Annotated in this window: 20 protein-coding genes and 2 pseudogenes; 18 read left to right on the top strand and 4 right to left on the bottom strand. The window is 33.8% G+C overall.

The window, feature by feature from the left end; genetic code table 11:
* Positions 1 to 75: 75 nt before the first annotated feature.
* Complete coding sequence (locus IGL70_RS01185) at positions 76 to 426, bottom strand: PepSY domain-containing protein (RefSeq protein ID WP_002289862.1); 351 nt, start codon at positions 424 to 426, stop codon at positions 76 to 78.
* A gap of 199 nt (positions 427 to 625) precedes the next feature.
* On the opposite strand from IGL70_RS01185, the gene pepA reads away from it, so the two are divergent.
* The 4 genes from pepA to ytpR all read left to right on the top strand — a co-directional run bounded on the left by pepA (position 626) and on the right by ytpR (position 3467).
* Positions 626 to 1705, top strand: coding sequence for a glutamyl aminopeptidase (gene pepA / locus IGL70_RS01190; protein ID WP_104873659.1), 1080 nt, complete (start codon positions 626 to 628; stop codon positions 1703 to 1705).
* 143 nt (positions 1706 to 1848) lie between these two features.
* Positions 1849 to 2169, top strand: a complete 321-nt coding sequence (locus IGL70_RS01195) for a thioredoxin family protein (protein ID WP_002287837.1) — start codon at positions 1849 to 1851, stop codon at positions 2167 to 2169.
* A gap of 21 nt (positions 2170 to 2190) precedes the next feature.
* The gene (locus IGL70_RS01200) at positions 2191 to 2655 is read left to right on the top strand and encodes a universal stress protein (protein ID WP_002287838.1); all 465 of its coding nucleotides are present in this window, start codon (positions 2191 to 2193) and stop codon (positions 2653 to 2655) included.
* Between the two features lie 206 nt (positions 2656 to 2861).
* Positions 2862 to 3467 carry a YtpR family tRNA-binding protein gene (gene ytpR / locus IGL70_RS01205; RefSeq protein WP_002294153.1) on the top strand — a complete coding sequence of 202 codons (606 nt, stop codon included), beginning with the start codon at positions 2862 to 2864 and terminating at the stop codon, positions 3465 to 3467.
* A gap of 39 nt (positions 3468 to 3506) precedes the next feature.
* On the opposite strand, the gene IGL70_RS01210 is transcribed toward ytpR, so the two are convergent.
* Complete coding sequence (locus tag IGL70_RS01210; RefSeq protein ID WP_002294152.1) at positions 3507 to 4796, bottom strand: S1C family serine protease; 1290 nt, start codon at positions 4794 to 4796, stop codon at positions 3507 to 3509.
* Between the two features lie 427 nt (positions 4797 to 5223).
* Between IGL70_RS01210 and rlmH the strand changes: the two genes are divergently transcribed.
* The 3 genes from rlmH (at position 5224) to IGL70_RS01225 (ending at position 7685) form a co-directional block, all read left to right on the top strand.
* On the top strand, positions 5224 to 5703 hold the full coding sequence (gene rlmH / locus IGL70_RS01215; RefSeq protein WP_002287841.1) for a 23S rRNA (pseudouridine(1915)-N(3))-methyltransferase RlmH: 480 nt from the start codon (positions 5224 to 5226) through the stop codon (positions 5701 to 5703).
* 202 nt (positions 5704 to 5905) lie between these two features.
* Positions 5906 to 7189 carry a PD-(D/E)XK nuclease family protein gene (locus tag IGL70_RS01220; RefSeq protein WP_002330713.1) on the top strand — a complete coding sequence of 428 codons (1284 nt, stop codon included), beginning with the start codon at positions 5906 to 5908 and terminating at the stop codon, positions 7187 to 7189.
* A 40-nt stretch (positions 7190 to 7229) separates the two neighbouring features.
* Complete coding sequence (locus tag IGL70_RS01225; protein ID WP_240186771.1) at positions 7230 to 7685, top strand: hypothetical protein; 456 nt, start codon at positions 7230 to 7232, stop codon at positions 7683 to 7685.
* A gap of 322 nt (positions 7686 to 8007) precedes the next feature.
* On the opposite strand, the gene IGL70_RS01230 is transcribed toward IGL70_RS01225, so the two are convergent.
* Together IGL70_RS01230 and IGL70_RS01235 are read right to left on the bottom strand one after the other, a co-directional pair.
* Positions 8008 to 8391, bottom strand: coding sequence for a hypothetical protein (locus IGL70_RS01230; protein WP_428862413.1), 384 nt, complete (start codon positions 8389 to 8391; stop codon positions 8008 to 8010).
* A gap of 86 nt (positions 8392 to 8477) precedes the next feature.
* Positions 8478 to 9335: a hypothetical protein gene (locus tag IGL70_RS01235; protein ID WP_104873970.1), complete on the bottom strand. Its 858-nt coding sequence runs from the start codon at positions 9333 to 9335 to the stop codon at positions 8478 to 8480.
* Between the two features lie 153 nt (positions 9336 to 9488).
* Here IGL70_RS01235 and IGL70_RS01240 point away from each other — a divergent pair, with 153 nt between their 5' ends.
* From IGL70_RS01240 to IGL70_RS01290, 11 genes and pseudogenes are all read left to right on the top strand, one after another.
* On the top strand, positions 9489 to 9797 hold the full coding sequence (locus tag IGL70_RS01240) for a DUF960 domain-containing protein (RefSeq protein ID WP_104873982.1): 309 nt from the start codon (positions 9489 to 9491) through the stop codon (positions 9795 to 9797).
* A gap of 26 nt (positions 9798 to 9823) precedes the next feature.
* A complete protein-coding gene (locus IGL70_RS01245; protein WP_104873971.1) occupies positions 9824 to 10123 on the top strand; it encodes a 4'-phosphopantetheinyl transferase in 300 nt (99 codons plus the stop codon).
* 173 nt (positions 10124 to 10296) lie between these two features.
* Positions 10297 to 10848, top strand: a complete 552-nt coding sequence (locus IGL70_RS01250; RefSeq protein ID WP_002296259.1) for a DUF1643 domain-containing protein — start codon at positions 10297 to 10299, stop codon at positions 10846 to 10848.
* 147 nt (positions 10849 to 10995) lie between these two features.
* A complete protein-coding gene (locus tag IGL70_RS01255; protein ID WP_002328685.1) occupies positions 10996 to 11289 on the top strand; it encodes a Mor transcription activator family protein in 294 nt (97 codons plus the stop codon).
* Entirely contained in the window at positions 11282 to 11578 is a 297-nt protein-coding gene (locus IGL70_RS01260) for a hypothetical protein (protein WP_104873972.1), read from the top strand. Before IGL70_RS01255 ends, IGL70_RS01260 begins: the two co-directional genes overlap by 8 nt.
* Positions 11579 to 12005: 427 nt before the next feature.
* Complete coding sequence (locus IGL70_RS01265; RefSeq protein WP_104873973.1) at positions 12006 to 13346, top strand: reverse transcriptase/maturase family protein; 1341 nt, start codon at positions 12006 to 12008, stop codon at positions 13344 to 13346.
* 402 nt (positions 13347 to 13748) lie between these two features.
* Positions 13749 to 15386, top strand: a complete 1638-nt coding sequence (locus tag IGL70_RS01270) for a hypothetical protein (RefSeq protein WP_113844042.1) — start codon at positions 13749 to 13751, stop codon at positions 15384 to 15386.
* Positions 15387 to 15470: 84 nt separating this feature from the next.
* A complete protein-coding gene (locus tag IGL70_RS01275) occupies positions 15471 to 16643 on the top strand; it encodes an IS256-like element IS1542 family transposase (protein ID WP_104807992.1) in 1173 nt (390 codons plus the stop codon).
* Positions 16644 to 16974: 331 nt separating this feature from the next.
* Positions 16975 to 17289 (top strand): annotated as a pseudogene (locus IGL70_RS01280) (hypothetical protein); the annotation flags it as partial.
* Positions 17290 to 17404: 115 nt separating this feature from the next.
* A pseudogene (locus IGL70_RS01285) lies at positions 17405 to 19176 on the top strand (McrB family protein).
* Positions 19151 to 20443 carry a 5-methylcytosine restriction system specificity protein McrC gene (locus tag IGL70_RS01290; RefSeq protein WP_104873975.1) on the top strand — a complete coding sequence of 431 codons (1293 nt, stop codon included), beginning with the start codon at positions 19151 to 19153 and terminating at the stop codon, positions 20441 to 20443. The pseudogene IGL70_RS01285 and the gene IGL70_RS01290 overlap by 26 nt, the downstream one beginning before the upstream one ends.
* Positions 20444 to 20459 lie beyond the last annotated feature (16 nt).

Consider the following 20459-nt stretch of genomic DNA (forward strand, 5'->3'; position numbering starts at 1 on the left):
CCACTACAAAAGAAGGACATGATACCTCTCTTTTGAATAGTGGGTGCGTATTCGTTCTCTCACTTTTTTGACGTATTAATCTGTTGCACCTTTTTTTCTTGAAATTTCTAATACGGTTCCTGTATGAGCATCTGCTAAAAATTCATAATAAACAGTTTCGCCATCTTCTATCCGAGAAAGACCTCCCCGATAAGCACTCGACCGAACGGCGAATTTCCTAATAGGTTCCTTTTCAAAAGAGATCCAAGAACCTTCGATTGCACCTTCTTTTAGAAAAGATGACTTGATATTTTCAAGTACTTGGTCTGCTGACAATACTTTTTTGCGATGATACCAAATCGTTGAAGCTACCCCGCTCAATAATCCTAGACCGATTCCAACTGCTAACCCACCTTTAAAATAGCTTAGTTCGCTTTCTTCATACATGTGGACATACCTCCTTCTTCTCACTTGTTACTCCTTGTGCTTATTTTACCACACTCTCATATTTTCTTTGAAATAAATAACCGCTACCAGAAAAAATAAGCTATAATAAATACGATCGGTCTGCAGAAAAAATCATATTTTATCCGCAGATCAATATAAGTCTGAGAGGAGTTTAGTCTGAAATTTAGACGAATAGCATATGGAAGAAAAAACATTTCAACGAATCAAAGAGTTAACAGAATTACAAGGAACAAGCGGTTTTGAACAAGACGTTCGCGCTTATATGGAAAGTCATATGGAACCGCTGGTAGATGAGTTACAGTTAGATGGTTTGGGCGGCATTTTTGGTCTGCGCCATCATGAAGAAGCGGATGCACCCCGTGTAATGGTCGCAGCACATATGGATGAAGTCGGATTCATGCTGACACAAATCCAAGAAAACGGGCTTTTTAAAGTCGTACCTCTAGGCGGCTGGAATCCTTACGTTGTTTCTGCACAGCGTTTTACACTTAAAACCTCTACTGGTAAGAATTATCCATGTATTTCTTCTTCCGTTCCCCCGCATTTATTGCGAGGAACAAGCGGACAAAAATCAGTAGAAGTAACCGATATTTTGTTCGATGCTGGGTTTGAATCAAGAGAAGAGGCAATGAGTTACGGTGTCCTTCCAGGAGACACAATCGTTCCTTACGCTGAAACGATCAAAACAGCCAACGGAAAGAATATCATCAGCAAATCATGGGACAACCGCTATGGCTGTACAATGGTATTAGAAGCTTTAGAAGCGTTGCAAAATGAAACATTAGGTCATACATTGATTGCAGGCGCGAATGTCCAGGAAGAAGTAGGCTTGCGTGGTTCTAAAGCTTCTGTCAATAAATTCAAGCCAGATCTGTTCTTTGCAGTAGACTGCTCTGCAGCAGATGATACAGTGACGAAAAATGGCACATTCGGACATTTAGGAGAAGGTACATTGATGCGTATCCAAGATCCAGGTTTGATCATGCTTCCTCGTTTGCGCGAGTACTTGCTGGATATCGCTGAAACAAACAATATCCCTTATCAATACTTTGTTTCAAAAGGCGGTACAGATGCAGGTGCTGCTCATACACAAAACGAAGGAATCCCAAGTACAGTGATTGGCGTAGTGGGACGTTATATCCATACGCATCAAACGATGTTCAGTATTCGCGATTTTGAAGCTGCACGAGAAATGTTGATTCAAACACTGAAAGGTTTGGATAAATCAACAGTGAATATGATCGTATACGGAAAATAATGCGATAGTGAAACTATAAAATCTGGCAAAAGATTGCTTTTTGCCAGATTTTTTTTATAAAAAGAGGATCAATGTTTGTTAGTTCGAAAGAAAGGTGTATAATTTAATTGAAAAATACATAAACAGAAAGTAGAGGACAAAGAATGATTATCCCAAATAGTTTAGAAGAATTAGCAGGCTACGTAGAAACTGGAAAGAGTGTATTTTTCTTTACTGCCGGCTGGTGCGGAGACTGCCGTTTTATCAAACCGCAAATGCCTGAAATTGAAAATGACTTTTCTGATTGGCAATTTATTGAAGTAGACCGTGACAAGTACATAGATGTAGCCGCTGAATGGAACATTTTTGGTATCCCAAGTTTTGTCGTGATCCAAGACGGAAAAGAATTAGGTCGTCTAGTGAATAAAGATCGTAAAACAAAACAGGAAATCGAATCGTTCCTAGAAAGTGTAACGAAAGGCTGACATCTGTTAGGAGGGGTCAAGATGAATCAAGAATATAAGAATATTTTAGTAGGTATCGACGGTAGTGAACAAGCCCTTGCTGCTTTCAAAAAAGCGGTAGAAGTGGCTCGCCGTAATAATGGGAAAGTATATGTAGCAAACGTAATCGATCAGCAATTTTATAACTTTATGGGCTATGCACCTATTGACCAAAATCTAGTCGATCAGCAAACTGAAACAGCCAAGGAAATGATCGAAGAATGTAAAGAATATGGGAAATCTGTTGATTACACAAATATAGAAGGAATTATTGCATATGGTTCTGTTCGTGAATCCATGGCAGTCAAATTGCCAAAAAAATATGAGATCGATCTAATCATGGTTGGGCAGTCAGGTCTAAATGCAGTCGAACGCTTTATGACAGGAAGTGTAGCCAGCTACGTGATACGTCATTCACCTTGTGATGTCTTGATCGTTTCTGACGAAGAAGAACAGCCAAGTAATTAAGCAAGTGGAACTTGTACGACCTTTTTAATCAATTAACTAAAAAACAGTAAAGGGACTGTGACAAAAGTCTTGTCACAGTCCCTTGTTACGAATAAATAGTGTTCCAGAAGAGGCTTCTTCGGAAATAAAGCATGAAAAAAATCTCATGCAGTGAATGCAATTTTTTGTTAAGATAAATCTCAGCAAAGGATAATGGAGGAAAGAACATGATTTTTGCTTATAACAAAGCACACGTCGGAGACACCTTGATGGTTATCATAGCCGACGATAAAGGAACAGAAAACACCGTTGAACGCAAATGGAATGTTGCTCGGATCAAAGATGAACAAGGTCAAGTTGTTGCTTGGAACTTTTTCCATATCTCCGATCATCTAACAATCGAAGGGAACGGCCAAGTAAGCTTAACAGATGAGGAATTAGCGAAATTGAATCGATTGATCAAAGAAGCAGGATTCGAAGAACAGCTTGAAGCTGATCATGAACCGAAGATCGTTGTCGGGTACGTAAAAACATGCGTCCCACATCCTGATTCTGACCATTTATCGATTACTGAGACAGAAGTAGACAATGGGACAGTATTGCAAATCGTTTGCGGTGCACCAAATATCGAAGCTGGACAAAAAGTTGTCGTTGCAAAACCAGGAGCCATGATGCCGGATGGAATGATGATCTGGCCAGGAACTTTGCGAGGGGTAGACAGCTATGGAATGATCTGTTCCGCTCGTGAATTGCATTTGCCAAATGCTCCAGCAAAAAAAGGAATCTTAGTATTGCCTGAGGATGCCGTAGTCGGAGAAGCATTTCCAAAATAAAGAGGTTGTGACAAGTCTTTGTCACAACCTCTTTTTTTATTAATTTTCACTATTTTGATTTTGTTTTAATGCCGATTGATCGATCGTCAATTCAACAGTAGTTGTTTTTTCTTTCGAGCCTTCATAGTAAGTGATTTTGACAGAATCTCCCACTTTTTTCTTATACAAAGCAGATTGAAGTTCTACACCAGAAGAAACTTCTTTGTCATCGATCTTAGTAATGACGTCGTATTGTTTCAATCCAGCTTTTTCAGCCGGTGTAGCTGTTTGGACATTTGTCACGATGACACCGTTAGTTACAGATGAAGGAATCTTCAAGATTTGTTCTTGTTGCTGAGTAGAAACGGCAGATAAGTCGACCATTGTGATACCTAGAGCTGGACGTGTCACTTTTCCGTCTTTTTCCAGTTGATTGATGATATTCACTACATCGTTACTTGGAATAGCAAATCCCATTCCTTCTACGCTTACATTAGAAGTAGATTCAGAAGTACTTGCGATCTTACTTGAGTTGATACCGATAACTTGTCCTTCGATATTAACTAAAGGACCACCAGAATTTCCAGGGTTGATTGCTGCATCTGTTTGGATCGCATTGATATTGACTGTTTCGTTCGATTCATTCGTACTTGTCACTTGTCGGTTCAAGGAAGAAATGATTCCTGAAGTGACAGAATTTGCATATTCAGATCCTAGTGGGGAACCAATTGCAATCGCAGGCTCACCAACCTTTAGAGCACTTGAGTCACCAAAAGAGGCAACTGTTTCGACTTTGTCTGAATTGATCTTCAACACCGCTAAATCTGAATAAGCATCTGTTCCAACTAATTCAGCTTTTACCTTCGTACCGTCTTTCATCAAGACTTCAAGACCTTGCTGGCCATCTACTACGTGATTATTCGTGACTACATAAGCAGTATTCCCGTCTTTTTTGTAGATCACGCCGCTTCCTTCACTATAAGCTTCCAAATTACTATCATCTGAGCTGCTACTTTCTTCTTGCTGCCCGAATAGTCCGCCAAAACCGCTTGATTGGTTTTGACTTTGTAAGTTGATAACAGAAACGACAGCGTCTTGAACTTTATCTACCGCTTTGGTGATATCAGAATCTACATTGACTTTGACATTTTCCACAACTGTTTCACCGGCAGAATTCTGATTGCCGCTTGTAGCAGTAGAACTATTGTTGCCAGTGCCCATCGCTGCATAAAAAATGCCAGCTGTCAGTAGTCCTCCAACGATCCCTCCAACAAGCCCCAGACCTAACTTACGCCAGAGGCTATTATTTTTACTTTTTTTCATCTTTGGTGTCACATTTTTTCTATCCATGTGTTCCTCCTCCAATTACATTCATTTATCTACTGTTAGTATAGTCTTATTTGTTGACTTTAGTCTACTTTGAGACTGTGAACTTTTTATGAAAAACTTTAGGAAAAATCATTGTTTTCAGATGAAAATATTTGATTTTCTTTTTCCACAGATACTGTGTAAAACTACGCGGATAGGATTGGAAAAATAAGGGATAAAACATATCCACAGCCTGTGTATAAAGTGGATAAATTCTTATAAAACGTATGTTTGCCTAATGAATGTGATGAAATAAGGTAAAATAACACTGTTTTCTGTGGATAAACCTGTGGATGTTGTGCATAACTGTTGGGGAAATCTTTTTAACAAAAATAGCCAAAATAAACATATAGACGAAAAAATTGATTATAATAAACAAAGTGAGCATGAAGACCAAAGGAGAGAAAACATGAATATCAAAATTATCTCAGTAGGAAAATTAAAAGAAAAATACCTGATCCAAGGTATCAATGAGTATGTCAAACGGCTGAATGCCTATGCAAAAATCGAATTGATCGAAGTTCCTGACGAAAAAGCCCCGGAGAATTTAAGCGAAGCGCAAATGAGACAAGTAAAAGAAAAAGAAGGGGAACGGATCTTAGCGAAAATCAAAGAACAAGAATACGTCTATGCCTTAGCAATTGAAGGGAAAAATCCCACAAGCGAATCTTTTGCTAAACAAATCGACCAATTAGGTATCCAAGGAAAAAGCCACCTTGTTTTTGTTATCGGCGGTTCTTTAGGACTCAGCGAAGCCGTCATGAAAAGAAGCAATGCTCAGATCTCTTTTGGCAAAATGACGTATCCACATCAATTGATGCGTCTGATCCTTGTCGAGCAAATCTACCGTGCCTTCCGGATCAATGCGGGGGCTCCATACCACAAATAATGATATTTTTTAAGAGAAAAAATTATCCCTATTTTAAATAATAGCAATAGGTAGTGGTAGGGAGAAATTTATAAATAACTTTTTTATTTGCTTTGGTAGCCAAGTAAGTTGCAAAAGAAAAATAGATACTGTTAAAAAGATAATGTAGACATAGAAACAAATACGTAAAATTTTAGTTAGAATAATGGCAAGGAGAAAAAACATGATAGATGAAAAAAAGTGTTTAAAAAATCTATTGGAGGATATGGATGATATTGAAGAAAGACTATCTAAATGGACTGGGAAAACAAATATATTTCAGATACTTAAGCTATCTAAAAATGAAATAAGACATAGTAATTTTTTAGCTTTTTTGTTTGCTCCAAATGAAACCCACAATTTATCTGATGAGTTTTTTAAAATGTTTTTGAAAAGGTATATAGATTCTAATGATGATACCAAAGCTGCTATCAATTATTTTGATGCTTTACTTAATAGCTATGAAGATTTAATTGTTTACAGAGAAAATAAGAATATTGATATTTTATTGGTATCGGAAAAAAATAAAATAGTGGTGTGCATCGAAAATAAAATTCTGTCTTCGGAGTCTAGAGGGCAACTTAATAAATACCAAAGATATATAGAACGCAATTATTCTAACTATAAAAAAATTTTTGTTTTTTTAACTCCAGATGGAAATGAACCCACAAATCCTAGTTGGGGCATAATTACTTACAAGGATATCGTTGAAATACTGGAGCAATTAATGCAAAAAAATAGTATGGAAAAGAAAGTATATTATTTGATAAAAGACTATGTTGATATTTTAAGGAGAGATGTCGGAATGGATGATGAAATCAAAGAAATCGTTAGAAAAATTTATCAACAACATAAAGAAGCATTGGATCTAATATTTGAAAATATACCAGATAATTTAAGTTTAATGAGTGAATTATACATTGAAGCTTTGGAACAGATTGCTAAAGAAAATGAAATAATTTTTGATCCCAAGTATAGCGGAAAATCTATAGTGAGATTCCAAATACCAGAATTCACTGATTTATTTCCAGATTTGCCTTTGTCTCACCCAGGTGGATGGAGTAACCACAAAATGTATGCTTTCGAAATATTAAATAAAGGAGGAAATAGTGTCGGAAAGATAAAGCTTGTATTTACTGGTAAGATTCCAGAAGAAAATAAAAAATTTGTTGAAGAATTAATGTTAACGACAGGAGTAAAAAAGAAGAAGGAAAATTGGGAATGGTGGAACGTTGCCGAATGGAAAATTAACAAAGTGAATATGAGATTTATTGAAGAACTTTATACAAAGTTAGAGAATGAAGGAAGGAATCAAGTTGTAAAAGAAATCAAGAAATCGCTTGAAAAAATTTTAAAGGATATAAAAGAAAAAGCCAGTGAATACGAAAAGATAAAAAATAATTTTATTCTGAAGTCAGAGAATAGTATAACAAATTTTGAGAAAACAAATGTAAATTTAATTGAATAGAAATTCAGATACATTCTTTGGGAGGTAAGTATGAATATTAATGAAATTTGGCAAATCAGAAGATGAAGAAATTTGGAAAAAAGCTTTAACAGAAGCTATGGTAGAAACCGGTAGAGATAATTATATTGAAACAAAATTATCGAGGATTAATATTGATTATGTGAGTCAACTTGAAGTAGAAGATTTTTATGATTTTTTATACGATAGTTATTTCGTTTGGAAATATACAGCAAAAAATAGATTAGCTACTTCAAGATCACATTTTGAAAAACATAAAAATAATCTATCAGAGTTAAGTAAAATTCAAAAGGAAATTTTTAGTTTTGAATTACCTAATACTAAGTTGGGATTAATGTACGCTACACAAATCAACGGATTTGGTGTAGCTGGTGCATCAGGATTACTAGCGTTATTAAAAACTGAAGAATTTAAAACTGATGAAAAAATAAAACAAATGAATCCACAAAATTTGAAGATAGAAGATGCAGTATATTGAATTGATGTCTATCGTAAAAAAGCAAATCATTTAAATAAAATTTTTAAAACTTACAGCTGGACACCTAGAAATATTGACGTTATTCTATGGTATTTCCGGTAGTATTAGTTATCTGAAATAAATATAAATCCAAATATATTATCGATGAAGTCCAATTTTCTCTGTAGAAGATTGGACTATTTTTAATGACAAAGGATTTGTGCGCGTTTATTCATATCTTGTTTTGAGACATCTGGATATACCTAAAATTTATGCTTTTATTTTAACGGATAAAAAAGACAAAGCACTAAAACCTCAGTACTTTGTCTATAGTCTGAAACCACTAGCTTGCACCAATGGTTTTAATTAATTGAATTACTTGTATCACGTTTTTTACCAACTGAATTTTTTGTTCTTTTTCCTCTTCTTCTTTTTCTAAAGTTTCTATTAACTCCTGAAAAGATATTATGAATTCCTCTTTTATTTTGTGCGTATCAGTAAATTCTATAAGAAAGGCTTTTTCCAATTCTATAAAGAAGACTTCTTCAGGAAACAGTTTTCTTAAATTCTCATGTTCTAGTCTATGTTTAATTTTAGAGTTTAAATTTTCATCCTCGTGGAGAGAGACAGCCTGAAGATCGAAGATGTTAAAATTGAAATATGTCTTTGTTAAAGTTTCAAGAATTTTCATATGATCGTAACCCTTCCAAGGACCTTCATATTTCATTTGCATAAGATGAATTTTTTCTATCCATTCACTCCACGAATTCTTTTTTTCTTGAATTATTGGTAAAGCGTATTCAACTATATTATTTATAATATCTTTATAGTTAATTCAAATTCTCCTCCATTTAAATTATTATATTTATATATATCATAAATTATTTGTACAGGACAATTATTTTTAAGATACTCACTAACTTTATCGAAAACGGACTTATTTGTAGTAGAATAAAAAAACCCTTCATAATATACAAAAAATTCCACATGTTTTTTCGTAATTTCTTTTATACTTCGAATTCTTGGAGTTGATTCACATTCATAATAATCAGAAACACGACTACGATCATTAATATATATATTCATATCCCATTTTTCCGCTTCACCAATGGAACACAATGCTGTTACTTCACATAAAATATCAATTAGTATTTTGTTTACATATTCAAAGTCTAATTTATTCCAACCTAATTTTTCTAAATTTGTTCTAGTTTCATTAGATAAACTGGGTGAAAATTCATTGGGAAAGATGGGGAGATGATAGCATACTTTTTTTATATTAAATATATCAGGGTGTAGATAACTCTGGTTACCAGTAATAGCTGTTGCTGCATACCAAGTGCTATTTACTATGCTTTTTCTAGTAAATAATTCATTTATCAAAAGTATGAGTTTTCTTATTTCGCCATCTTCAAGTAGTCTTCTTGCTTCATTTAAATAAGAACTAGAAAAATTATTATAATCTTGAAAAGTCCATTCCTTAGAACGATAAGTTATTTCGTGTTCTAATTGTTTTTTTCTATATTCATCTATTTCAAGTTCATGTCTTTCAATATTGTTTCTTAACATTGTTAGTTGTAAATCATTTGTAGCACGTTGTTTATCTTGCTTTTTTCTATAGTTAATATCTTTTATAGCTTTTATGGAAAAAATATCATTAATCCAAGACATATAAGAATTCCTCCGATAAACTATTTTTAGTACTGTCTGTTTTTAATAGTATAAAATGAATCAAATTGAATATCAAATATATATTATATCCATGAAGCCCAATCTTCTATAAAAAAGATTGGGCTATTTTTTATGGCAAAGGAGGGAAAAGAAATGTTTCAAAATAAAGGACAACGTTATGTCACAAAGGGAGTAATGGACAGTTTACCAGTGGAATTACAAACTTTATGTTGGAAGCTAATCGATCAAAACGTTCAAAAGCAACTTCCTTTAGATTATCTTCAAATTTTTGAATTTTCTATGGAAAAAGGAAATCAAAAGTTGGTTCATCGTCAAGAAGAACCAGAAGCAAGAAAAGAGTATCTGATTTCACCTAAGCTTCGTTTGAAATCAGTGTCTCAAAAAATATGGGTCATTGATTCGGGTGAGTATCAAACGATGTTATTACCAGAAGAATACTAGTATCTAAAAGAAAGGAACGAAAGGACTTGTTAGAAACGGCTATCGAAGTACTGGAAAAGTGTGCACAGCTGGTCACTACTTCTGAAGAGTGGGGCTATGAATCCGTTACGATGGAAAAAGAGGAAATTGAAATAGGTACGCTTCCTAAAGATGTTCATCTACCACGTTTAGTGATGACACATCTTTATATTTATTGCGCACCAGAAGATGGAAAAGACTATGTAGTTTATTTCATTACAGATATTACCAGCCAGCGAGAATTTGTTCGTGGGTTACTGGTAGAAGGACGATTGGTTTGGAGTCAGATTGGAGGAACGAATGAATAAGATCGATTATTTGAGAATGATTGCGAAATGTTTAGAAGATATCCTTACCGCGATTCATCAAATTCTGAAGAAAAAAGGAGAAAGAATATGAAATATTTTCAACTAGTATTGACACTTATAACGGCAATGGTAATTGAAGTGCTTGAACAAAAATTAGCATAGGAGAAAAAGAGATGATTGAAAAAGAATTAGTGACCACACAAACAGAAGTTTGGCGAGATCCTCATCATACCCATCGCTATGTTTTCAAACGACAATGGGCGATCAAAGGAAAAGAAGCGGAAGATAAATTAGCGGTAGTCATTACTATTCGTCCAACAGATACAGAACCATTTACGAATGATTTGAGTATGTTATTAATCGAAAAGAATATCCGACAATTAGGATTTACTGGTTTTATTGCCGTGAATCTTTTTTCGTATACAAAAGCGAAAAGTCCTCGGGTATTTCTTCGTGGCAATGATGAACAATCTTTGGAAATATTAACGACTGTTTTTACAGAAAAGAAAATCAATACCATTATTTTTGCTTGTGGTTCGATTACAGCGACGAGTCAAGTGGCTTATGAACAAGCGAAGACTATTTACGATCAATTGAGTGCGAAACAAAAGAAGATGACCAAAGTATTGATAAATGCAGAAGGCAAGTTATCCCATCCATTAAGTATTCATGTTCGTAATGAATGGCAATTGGCAGATAGTCAATTATTATTTCAAGAAAAATAACGTTTTATTTTATCATGTTACTTATAAGTAGTTTTACATGCTTTTTGACTTTAAAAATACATGTGATGATACATGTTATATGAATTATCAATGTACCCAGTAATATGCTATTTTCATTATGTAAAAAATAACAGGGGGGGTGTGTAGATGGAGATTGATAAAACTTGTTTGAGTAACTCTTATAAAAGTATGAATGACTTTTTTGAGGAAATGGAACTGGATTCAGAATTGCTCTATCAATTTTATCTTGCTTTTCGAGGGCAACAGATTTCTTTTCCGATGAAAATGTACGATCGCGAGTTAGTAAGAAAAAGAATCGAAAACATGATAGAACAGGAAAAAACTGTAGATATCCGTCAATTGACAGAAGTTTATGGTTTCTCTGCAAGATGGATTCAAAAAGTAATTAAACAAAAAGAAAGGAGAAGAGTACATGGCTAAGCTGATTGTATTAGGTGGTTTAATTTACGGTGGATATTGGTTATATAAGTATATTCTTGCACATCCGAATATAGATAAAGGAAACGTAATTAAGACAGTTGGGGTAATCATAGTTGGACTCATAGCTCTAACTAAGAAAAATAATACTAATAGCCCAAAAATAATGAGAACTTATCGCTGTAGAGGATGTGGAAGGGAAATTTCTACTAGTTTTAATCCATCTGAAAGCCCGCAAGGAAGAGATCGTTGTCTTGCTGGCTATCGTCATTCTTGGGAAAGGATTAACTAAATGAACACCATTGAGATTAATTGACTGATAAAATAAGTACGTGAGGGAACTTACAATAAATTAATATAAGGGGAAATTTTTGTTAAGTTTTAATTTATTTAGATAAAAGATATGATATAATAAAATTGCTCTATATGTAGTTATAGAGGGATAGTGTTTGATAAAGTCAAGTACAACAATAATTACATTGAGTAATTGATTTGTGCTATATAGAGTTAATAAATGACTGAATAGGTTCATAACCAATTCTGCTCCTTTCGTTAATTCATTGGCTTTACTGATATTATACATGAACAGTTTGATGTTCTCAGGGCGCTGTAAGTATAGCATTATACTTCTTGTAGTGTTTGTGTGTAGGAAGAGTAGCAACCCATCGGCCCTAGATGGTACTTTTCCTCATCCAAAAAAATAAAAGGGAGATTAAGTTGTGGAAGATTTTATTACGAGACCATATCTTCATTTTGACTATAGGACAAGATATTCTTCAGTTAAAAGCTATGTCGAAAATCCAAAAAGGATTATCAGACATAGCTTTTTGCCGTTTATTCATAAGGAGAAAGTGTTGATCAAGTATAAGGAGAGTGAAATAGGTGAACGTCCTATAAAACTTAAGCTACGTGACCTCTATAGAGCTGGTCATTTAGATTCTTGTATTTATAAGTATTATACTGACTGTCTTAATGAATGTTATGAGTATCAAACACAAATAAGAAAAATAGATAATAATGTTGCTTCTTATAGAAGTGGAAAAGGTAAATCCAATATAGATTATGCTGCAGAAACGATAAATTTTATTAAACAAAAGAAAAATGGTTGTTATATTTTTATAGGAGATTTTGAAAAATTTTTTGATACTTTAGATCATGAATATTTGAAATGTAAATTAAAAGAAGTATTAGGATATAATAGATTACCTGAAGATTGGTATAAAATTTTTAAAACTATAACAAAATTCTCGTGGATTGAACAAAAAGATTTAAATGATTTATTTGGTTCCGAAAAAGATCAATATAAAAATGGCATGAAATCCTATTTCAAGAGTTGGGAAGATTTTAGAAACTTTAAAGTCAATAATCATGTAAGTAAAAACACTAAAAATTATGGAATTCCACAAGGAACACCTATAAGTGCATTATTATCAAATATTTATATGATGGATTTTGATAAATGGTTAAATGAATTATCATTAAAGTATAATGGAAAGTATTTAAGATATGCTGATGACTTCATTCTGATATTGCCATTTGAAACAACTGGTGAAGCTGTTTATATGAGAATAGTCAATATGATTCTAGAATATGCAACTAACGAAATTAAATTGAAAATCGAACAGAATAAAACTAGTAAATATGTGTTTAAAAATGATACTATATATTTACTTAATTTAGAGACACACTGTAGGCAAAAGTTTATTCAGGCAAAACTAGATTATTTGGGATTTATATTTGATGGTACTAAAGTAAAAATGAGACAAAAAAGCGTTTCTAAATTTTATAGAAAAGCTAATAAAGCTATAAGTAAAGCAAAAAAGAGGAGTCAAGTTAAGAATTCCGAACATCTTATTGGTAAGAGACATATTTATAGATATTTTTTTGATATTGGTGAAAACGATAAGAGTGGAAGTAACTTTGGTAATTTCATTTCTTATGCAAAACGATGTCAAAAAAAATTTGATCAGATTTCTCCTCTCACAGAGAATTTAATGATGGTGCAAATTAAAAATAGAAGAAAAAAATTATTAAAAAGATGTATAAAAACTAATAACTAAAAATTGTTAGTTTTTATATTTAATTTATGAAATGGCTAAACATCATTAACTCATGATACCCAGCGCCTTATCATAAGTGAGACAAGAAGAATGAAAGATAGTAAAGTAGTAGTAAATAGTCATATCCAAGAAAGCGGATATGGCTGTTTTTTTTATGAAAGATGTTTGTTTCGCTAAAGAGATAGCAATCCACGCTCGGTAAATATAAGAGCCACATAATTAAGCTTTGAACTCATTAGTTAAGCAATTCGATGTTGGAACAATTCTTGGTGTTCAGACCATTACCTCCCTCTCTTATAATTTTAGTGCTTTTTTAAGTGAGAGTAAAAATAAATAACGATTTATTTAAAATTTAAGTTATACTAGATAAAGCAATCCATGAAAGGAGTATATAATTAAGTAATGCAAGTAAAGAAAAAAATAATATTGTCCATTCTCCTAGCAATTATTGCTGGACTTTATTCAATCAATTATTTTAGAAATGTTCATACTATTTCTACATCGGGGGATATTGCCTTCCATTTTGCTAGAGTCAAAGGGTTATCTTCAATTTTTTCTGGTCCAATCAATTTTACGACGTTTAATCATTATGGGAGCGGAGTGAATTATTTTTATCCCTACTTGACCTTTTTTCCGGCAGTCATTTTTTATTGGATAAGTAATAATTTAATCGTTAGTTATATCTTATATGTTTGGCTATTGAATGTTTGTACTATCATGCTGATGTTTCATTATGGACTAAAATTTTTAAAAAGAATCGATGCGGCTTTTATATTTAGCTGTTTATATACATTTTATGGGTACCGTACGATTGATATTTATCATCGTTCTGCTATTGCTGAAGCGATTGCACTTACGGTTATACCGATAGTTATGTATTATGCTTACGCACTGATTTATGAGAAAAAGCCATGTGCAATTCCATTAGCAGTCAGTATGAGCTTACTCATTTATACACATGTTCTTTCCACTTTTATGAGTGTAATAGCCGTTGGCTTACTAGTCTTAGGTGGCTTTATAGTAAGTGAAACAAGAAAAAAAGAAAGCATCCGGTTGATTGTGGAGTTGTCAAAGGCAGTAGGAATGACGATTCTTTTAACAGCTTACTTTTGGTATCCGATGTTCCGACAAATCATGGTTCAATCGATTAATGAGCCAGATAAAACGACCTTACAACACCAAGCATTAAATGTCTCGGATAGTTTGATTGGTGCGATGAATAATGACCTGACAACCTTTACGGTAGGAATCATTGGTATTATTTCTTTGATCTGTCCACTCTTCTTTTTTAAAGGATTTAATCGCAAAGAAAAAGTGATTTACCTTAGTGCGGTAGTCTCTTGGCTCTTATCCACCAAATTTTTTCCATGGTCTTTATTACAAAATACACCCATTCAAATGATTCAATTTCCTTGGCGAATCTTAGGATTTCAAGTACTCTTTGGCTCGTTGATTTTATCGTTCGTTTTCATGAAGAGCACATCAGCTAAGCAAAGAAAAGTAGTTAATATAACGACAATTGTTTTATTACTGTTGGCTGTATCTGCTGCAACAAAAGCAAACTATGAACATAAAGTTGTCACTCAGAGAGATCACTTGGTAATGAATCAAGAAAATCTTATTCGTTACACGACACTCCTTCCCGGAGGACTTTATGACTATGCACCCACGGAAGCATTACAATACAAAGAACATTTGCAGAATCATGAAGTAAGAATTGGCAAGGAATGGCATACTATGCCTTATCAAGTGATGGATTCGAAAATAGTCTATACAGTACATGAATCTAAAGGACAAAAAATAACGCTTCCTGTATTTGATTATTGGGGGACAGTCGCAAAAGTAAATGGACAAAAAAGAGAGATTGATAATAGTGAAGGACTAGTGTCGATTGAAGGAACACAAGGAGAAACAATCATTGAAGTTTCTTCCATTTATCCTCCAACTATGAAGTTAGCTTTTTTAATTAGTTTATGTAGTTACCTCTTTCTTTTAATTAGTTTTCTTATCAGGAAGTTACAACAGATAAAGTCCATATAATTGTGTAAAAGATAAAAGGCCATGTAACAGCCCTTTTACGGTACAATGTTTTTAACCACAAAAACATACCCAGGAGGACGTTACATGACCCAAGTACATTTTACACTGAACAACGAAGAGGTTCAAAGTATTATTGAACATTCGGTAAAAGATGATATTTCTAAAAATATTTTAACCACTGTTTTCAACCAATTGATGGAAAATCAACGAACAGAATATATTCAAGCCGATGACTATGAACGTTCAGAAAGTCGTCAGAGTCAAAGAAATGGCTATTATGAGCGAGACTTTACGACTCGTGTGGGTACACTCGAATTAAAAGTGCCTAGAACACGTGATGGTGAATTTTCACCGACGGTGTTTGAGCGTTATCAGCGAAATGAAAAGGCACTGCTCGCTTCAATGCTTGAGATGTATGTTTCGGGCGTTTCGACACGTAAAGTTTCAAAGATTGTTGAAGAGCTATGTGGAAAATCTGTATCGAAATCTTTTGTTTCTAGCCTGACTGAGCAGTTAGACCCGATGGTCAACGAATGGCAGAACCGTTCACTCTCAGGTACGAATTATCCTTATCTGATGACTGATGTTCTCTACATAAAAGTCCGTGAGGACCATCGAGTGCTTTCTAAAAGCTGCCATATTGCGATCGGGATAACAGAAGGTGGCGACCGTGAAATCATTGGCTTCATGATTCAAAATGAAGAAAGTGATGACACATGGTCCATCTTCTTTGAATACTTAAAAGAACGCGGCCTAAAGGGGACAGAACTCATCATTTCTGATGCCCATAAAGGCCTAGTGTCTGCGATTCGTAAGTCATTTACCAACGCAAGTTGGCAGAGATGCCAGGTCCATTTTTTAAGAAACATCTTCAGTTCCATTCCAAAAAAGAATTCAAAACCGTTTAGAGAAGCAGTAAAAGCGATCTTTAAGTTTACGGATATTGAACTCGCTCGAACAGCTAAGAATGCCTTAGTCGGTGAATATATCGACCAGCCTAAATATACAAAAGCCTGCGAAATATTGGATAATGGCTTCGAAGATGCCTTTCAATACACGGTTATCGGAAATAGTCATAATCGGCTAAAAAGCACCAACCTTCTTGAACGACTGAACCAGGAAGTCCGCAGAAGAGAAAAGATTATTCGGATTTTTCCCAACCGAACGTCTGCCAATCGATTAATTGGAGCTGTCCTTATGGACCTTCATGACGAATGGCTCAGTTCTACAAGAAAATATATTAAGTTTGATCAATGAGAGACCGGTAAAACATTGTATAGTATTTTACACAGGATTATGGACTTGACTTTACAACATATAAAAATAATGATCTGATTACATTTTTTTCAATATTAGCTTACTAGAGAATAAGAAAAAGTAAGTAATAAACCAAATTTAAACTTTATATTATAATAATGAAGCTTAATCTTCTTTATAGAGAATTGGGCTATTTTTAATGGCAAAGAGGGGAAGAAGATGTTTCAAAACAAAGGACAACGCTATGTTGTAAAAGGAGTAAAGGAATCTTACTGGAATCAAAAATCTTTATTGAGAAAATTATCTTTGAATCTAAGCACAAAGAAATGAAGGTACACTAGATAGCAATGAAGATATCTTTGTCATTAAACGTCGCTATTTTACACAAGTAAGTGATGATTTGATTCATGTCTTTTCCAATGAGTGGTATGTTTCTGAGAAAAAATTACATGCTTCTAATCTGCAATATATGCCAGGTGAAGATCCAATTCCTAATATGAAAGCAATTATCAACAGTAAGGATTACGAAGGATATAAAGCCAAACATCCAGAAGCGAAACCATTTAAATACCCACAAGAAATGAAGCGAGCATGGCGTAAAATGTTAGATGATGAGCTGATTCCCCTTGAAAATGAATTGAGGTAAACGAGAAAATTGAAGAAATTGTATGATAAACATGTTAATAAATGATGCTCGAAATAAAATTTGGTTTTATTTTTACATTGGGTACGGTAAATAAAATTTGAAAGTAGAAGAAAATATGAACAACAATGAAACAAAAAAAACATATGAACTAAGAATAACTGCTGATGAGATTAAATCAACAGACCCAACATTTACTATGAAGAATCTAAGATTAGGGGATAATTATCAACCAAAAGATGCTTACTTCCGTACGGCAGAAGGCGAAATAACTAGAAGAAACTACGGTAAAAATGAACGGAAAATTTCAAATCAAACATTACCGCGATTAGCTATTCAAATGTTTGAACGATCGATTGTTTCTCTACCAGAAAGCGAAAGAGCAACATTTCCTGTGTGTCGATATCACTCAGGAGATGAGATAATACGAGGGATTTTTCCAGATGTTGACAGTTTCAAAAAAAAAGGAAGTCCATTGAATTTTTGATTTATAAATATAATGAAGACAAGCAGATAGTCATCTATTGTTGGAGTATTTTTTCAACTTTATTATTTGTACAAGAATGTTTGAAACGTTTTGGAACATCTGGGGATGAATTTATTCTTGTTTATAAAGGGAAAGAGAAAAAGGAAATACGAGTAGGAGAGACTCAGACTATGACCAATCATTTGCTGAAATCATATGTTTCACATTTACTCAAATCTAAAAACCTTATTCTACGTGGCGCTCCTGGAACAGGGAAAACATTCCTTGCAAATGAAATGGCAGCTGATGTCGTTTCAAATGGAAGAACTACACAAATCAATGAATTGAGCGAAGATGAAAAGAGCCGAATTGGATTTGTCCAGTTTCATCCTAGCTATGATTATACTGATTTTGTCGAAGGGTTACGTCCAACCACATCCGATGATGGCGTTGTTAGTTTCACCTTGAAAGATGGAAGCTTTAAGAGCTTTGTTGAAGAAGCAAAGAAAACAAAGAAAGTAGATGGACAAGATAATTTTGAAGAAGCTTGGACTAAATTTTTTGATGCGGTAACGGAAGCTAGTATAGAGGGAGAAGGCTACAATAAACTTAAAACATTGACTGGGAAACCAGTACGCAATCTTCTCGCCTATGAAAGAAATGAAATTCAAGGCGTTTATCCTGCAAAAACTACTACTTACATGAACCATGACCAAATTTATAATGTCTATCGTGGATTACCTGGTACGCCAAAAGGTGGATTTGATGCTTATCGAAAAGCGATTGTAAAACACTTAAAAGAAGAATTTGGCTTAAAAAACTACACGGCGTCAACGGTAGATTCTACGAATAACCAAAACTATGTGTTTATCATTGATGAAATTAATCGGGGCGAAATTTCCAAAATTTTTGGCGAATTATTTTTCTCAATTGATCCAGGGTATCGCGGGCATAAAGAAGGTGTTTATACACAATATGCTAACCTCCATGAAAATCCAGAAGAAAAATTCTATATTCCTAATAATGTTTATATTATTGGGACGATGAACGACATTGACCGTTCTGTTGACACTTTTGATTTTGCTATGCGCCGGAGATTTACTTTCTTAGAAATAAAAGCAGAAGATTCAGCACAAAATATGCTGACTCAAGAGAAAACAAAAGAACTTATGACGCGTTTAAATGAGGCTATCATTGCCAAAGAAAAAGGTGGATTGTCAACTGATTACCAAATTGGTGCTAGTTACTTTTTAGGTATCGATAATGGTGAGGAGACAATGGAACAATTATGGGATACTAAGTTATATCCATTATTGAAAGACTATTTTCGTGGTGAACATAAGGCGACAGAAAAATTAGAAATACTAGGAAAGGTATACTCTAATGACGGTGATTTAGATGAAGCTGAAACCTCTACACGATAATCAAGAAATCAATGACTCAGTTGTGCAACATCCAATCATTACGAACTTAGTTAATCGTGACTTAAGTAGTTTAGAGAAAGAAAATTTTATTATCTTTCCGCAACAGTTAAATCAATCCAAGGATCTAAGTGAAGATAACTTGATATTTCAATCAAGAAATGGAAAAATTTGGACTTGTAATGTCGTAGGTATCCTTAGCGATTCAACAGATGAATTAAGAATTCATTCTAGATTCGCTAATCAAATGAAGCATGAAGATTTCTTTTTACGTTATATGCTTCAGCGTGTTTTGAATTACAACGTGATTAATGATCATTTTAGTGCATCTAAAAAGATGACATACTACGATTTGTTGGTATTTCTCTTTCCTTATTATCTGAATGAAGCAATGCGTAAAGGAATATACAAAGAATATGTCAAACGAGAATACAATAATGCCAATATCAAGGGAGCTGTTGATGTTGCAAAACACATCCGTTCGAATGTTCCTTTCGTTGGAAAAGTTGCTTATCGAACACGAGAGTTTAGCTATAATAATCACCTAACCCAGCTTATTCGTCATACTATTGAAAAAATCCAAAATGAGTACGATTTCTTACTTAGTGGAGATGAGGATACGAAAGAAAACGTGGTTCTAATCAAACAAACAACACCTGATTATGCTAGATTAGACCAATTTAATATCCTTCAAGAGAATATCTTTCATCCAGTCAAACATAGTTATTACGAGGAGTATTCGGCTCTTCAACAAATCTGTATCCAAATTTTATCGGAAGAAAAATCAGGATTTGGAAGTGATAAAAATCAAATACATGGAATCATTATCGATGTGTCTTGGCTATGGGAAGAATACATTGGGAAAGTCACTGATTGGAAACATTATGGCAGAGATAAAGGGTTAGCAACAATGCATTTATTTCAAGAGCTCAACCGTTCCCCACGATATCCAGATTTTACATTTAATAATATACCAATTGATACAAAATACAAAAAACATCTTGATACTAGAAATGACTATAATCAGTTAGTCACATATATTCATATAATGAATTTAGACCAAGCAGATACAATGAAAGGCGGCTTTCTCCAACCTACTTCCGATCTCCTTCCTGCAAATCATGGGTATAAAAAAATAGGCGTATTAAGCGGGCTAGGAGGAGAAATATTCACATATCGTTTTTTCATCCCGCAAGTTTCATCAAGTTATTTGGAATTTGTAGAACAGATGAGAGAGGTAGAAGCAGCACTACAAACTACTTTTCAATAAGTAGGAATTATAGAAA

The sequence above is a fragment of the Enterococcus sp. DIV0901a genome, assembly GCF_051711525.1.
GTDB lineage: Bacteria > Bacillota > Bacilli > Lactobacillales > Enterococcaceae > Enterococcus_B > Enterococcus_B faecium.

Bases quoted from the DNA above. Each gene is read 5' to 3' on its own strand.
- IGL70_RS01185 (WP_002289862.1), bottom strand. From the start codon at position 426: ATGTATGAAGAAAGCGAACTAAGCTATTTTAAAGGTGGGTTAGCAGTT.
- pepA (WP_104873659.1), top strand. From the start codon at position 626: ATGGAAGAAAAAACATTTCAACGAATCAAAGAGTTAACAGAATTACAA.
- IGL70_RS01195 (WP_002287837.1), top strand. From the start codon at position 1,849: ATGATTATCCCAAATAGTTTAGAAGAATTAGCAGGCTACGTAGAAACT.
- IGL70_RS01200 (WP_002287838.1), top strand. From the start codon at position 2,191: ATGAATCAAGAATATAAGAATATTTTAGTAGGTATCGACGGTAGTGAA.
- ytpR (WP_002294153.1), top strand. From the start codon at position 2,862: ATGATTTTTGCTTATAACAAAGCACACGTCGGAGACACCTTGATGGTT.
- IGL70_RS01210 (WP_002294152.1), bottom strand. From the start codon at position 4,796: ATGGATAGAAAAAATGTGACACCAAAGATGAAAAAAAGTAAAAATAAT.
- rlmH (WP_002287841.1), top strand. From the start codon at position 5,224: ATGAATATCAAAATTATCTCAGTAGGAAAATTAAAAGAAAAATACCTG.
- IGL70_RS01220 (WP_002330713.1), top strand. From the start codon at position 5,906: ATGATAGATGAAAAAAAGTGTTTAAAAAATCTATTGGAGGATATGGAT.
- IGL70_RS01225 (WP_240186771.1), top strand. From the start codon at position 7,230: ATGAAATTTGGCAAATCAGAAGATGAAGAAATTTGGAAAAAAGCTTTA.
- IGL70_RS01230 (WP_428862413.1), bottom strand. From the start codon at position 8,391: ATGAAATATGAAGGTCCTTGGAAGGGTTACGATCATATGAAAATTCTT.
- IGL70_RS01235 (WP_104873970.1), bottom strand. From the start codon at position 9,335: ATGTCTTGGATTAATGATATTTTTTCCATAAAAGCTATAAAAGATATT.
- IGL70_RS01240 (WP_104873982.1), top strand. From the start codon at position 9,489: ATGTTTCAAAATAAAGGACAACGTTATGTCACAAAGGGAGTAATGGAC.
- IGL70_RS01250 (WP_002296259.1), top strand. From the start codon at position 10,297: ATGATTGAAAAAGAATTAGTGACCACACAAACAGAAGTTTGGCGAGAT.
- IGL70_RS01255 (WP_002328685.1), top strand. From the start codon at position 10,996: ATGGAGATTGATAAAACTTGTTTGAGTAACTCTTATAAAAGTATGAAT.
- IGL70_RS01260 (WP_104873972.1), top strand. From the start codon at position 11,282: ATGGCTAAGCTGATTGTATTAGGTGGTTTAATTTACGGTGGATATTGG.
- IGL70_RS01270 (WP_113844042.1), top strand. From the start codon at position 13,749: ATGCAAGTAAAGAAAAAAATAATATTGTCCATTCTCCTAGCAATTATT.
- IGL70_RS01275 (WP_104807992.1), top strand. From the start codon at position 15,471: ATGACCCAAGTACATTTTACACTGAACAACGAAGAGGTTCAAAGTATT.
- IGL70_RS01290 (WP_104873975.1), top strand. From the start codon at position 19,151: ATGAAGCTGAAACCTCTACACGATAATCAAGAAATCAATGACTCAGTT.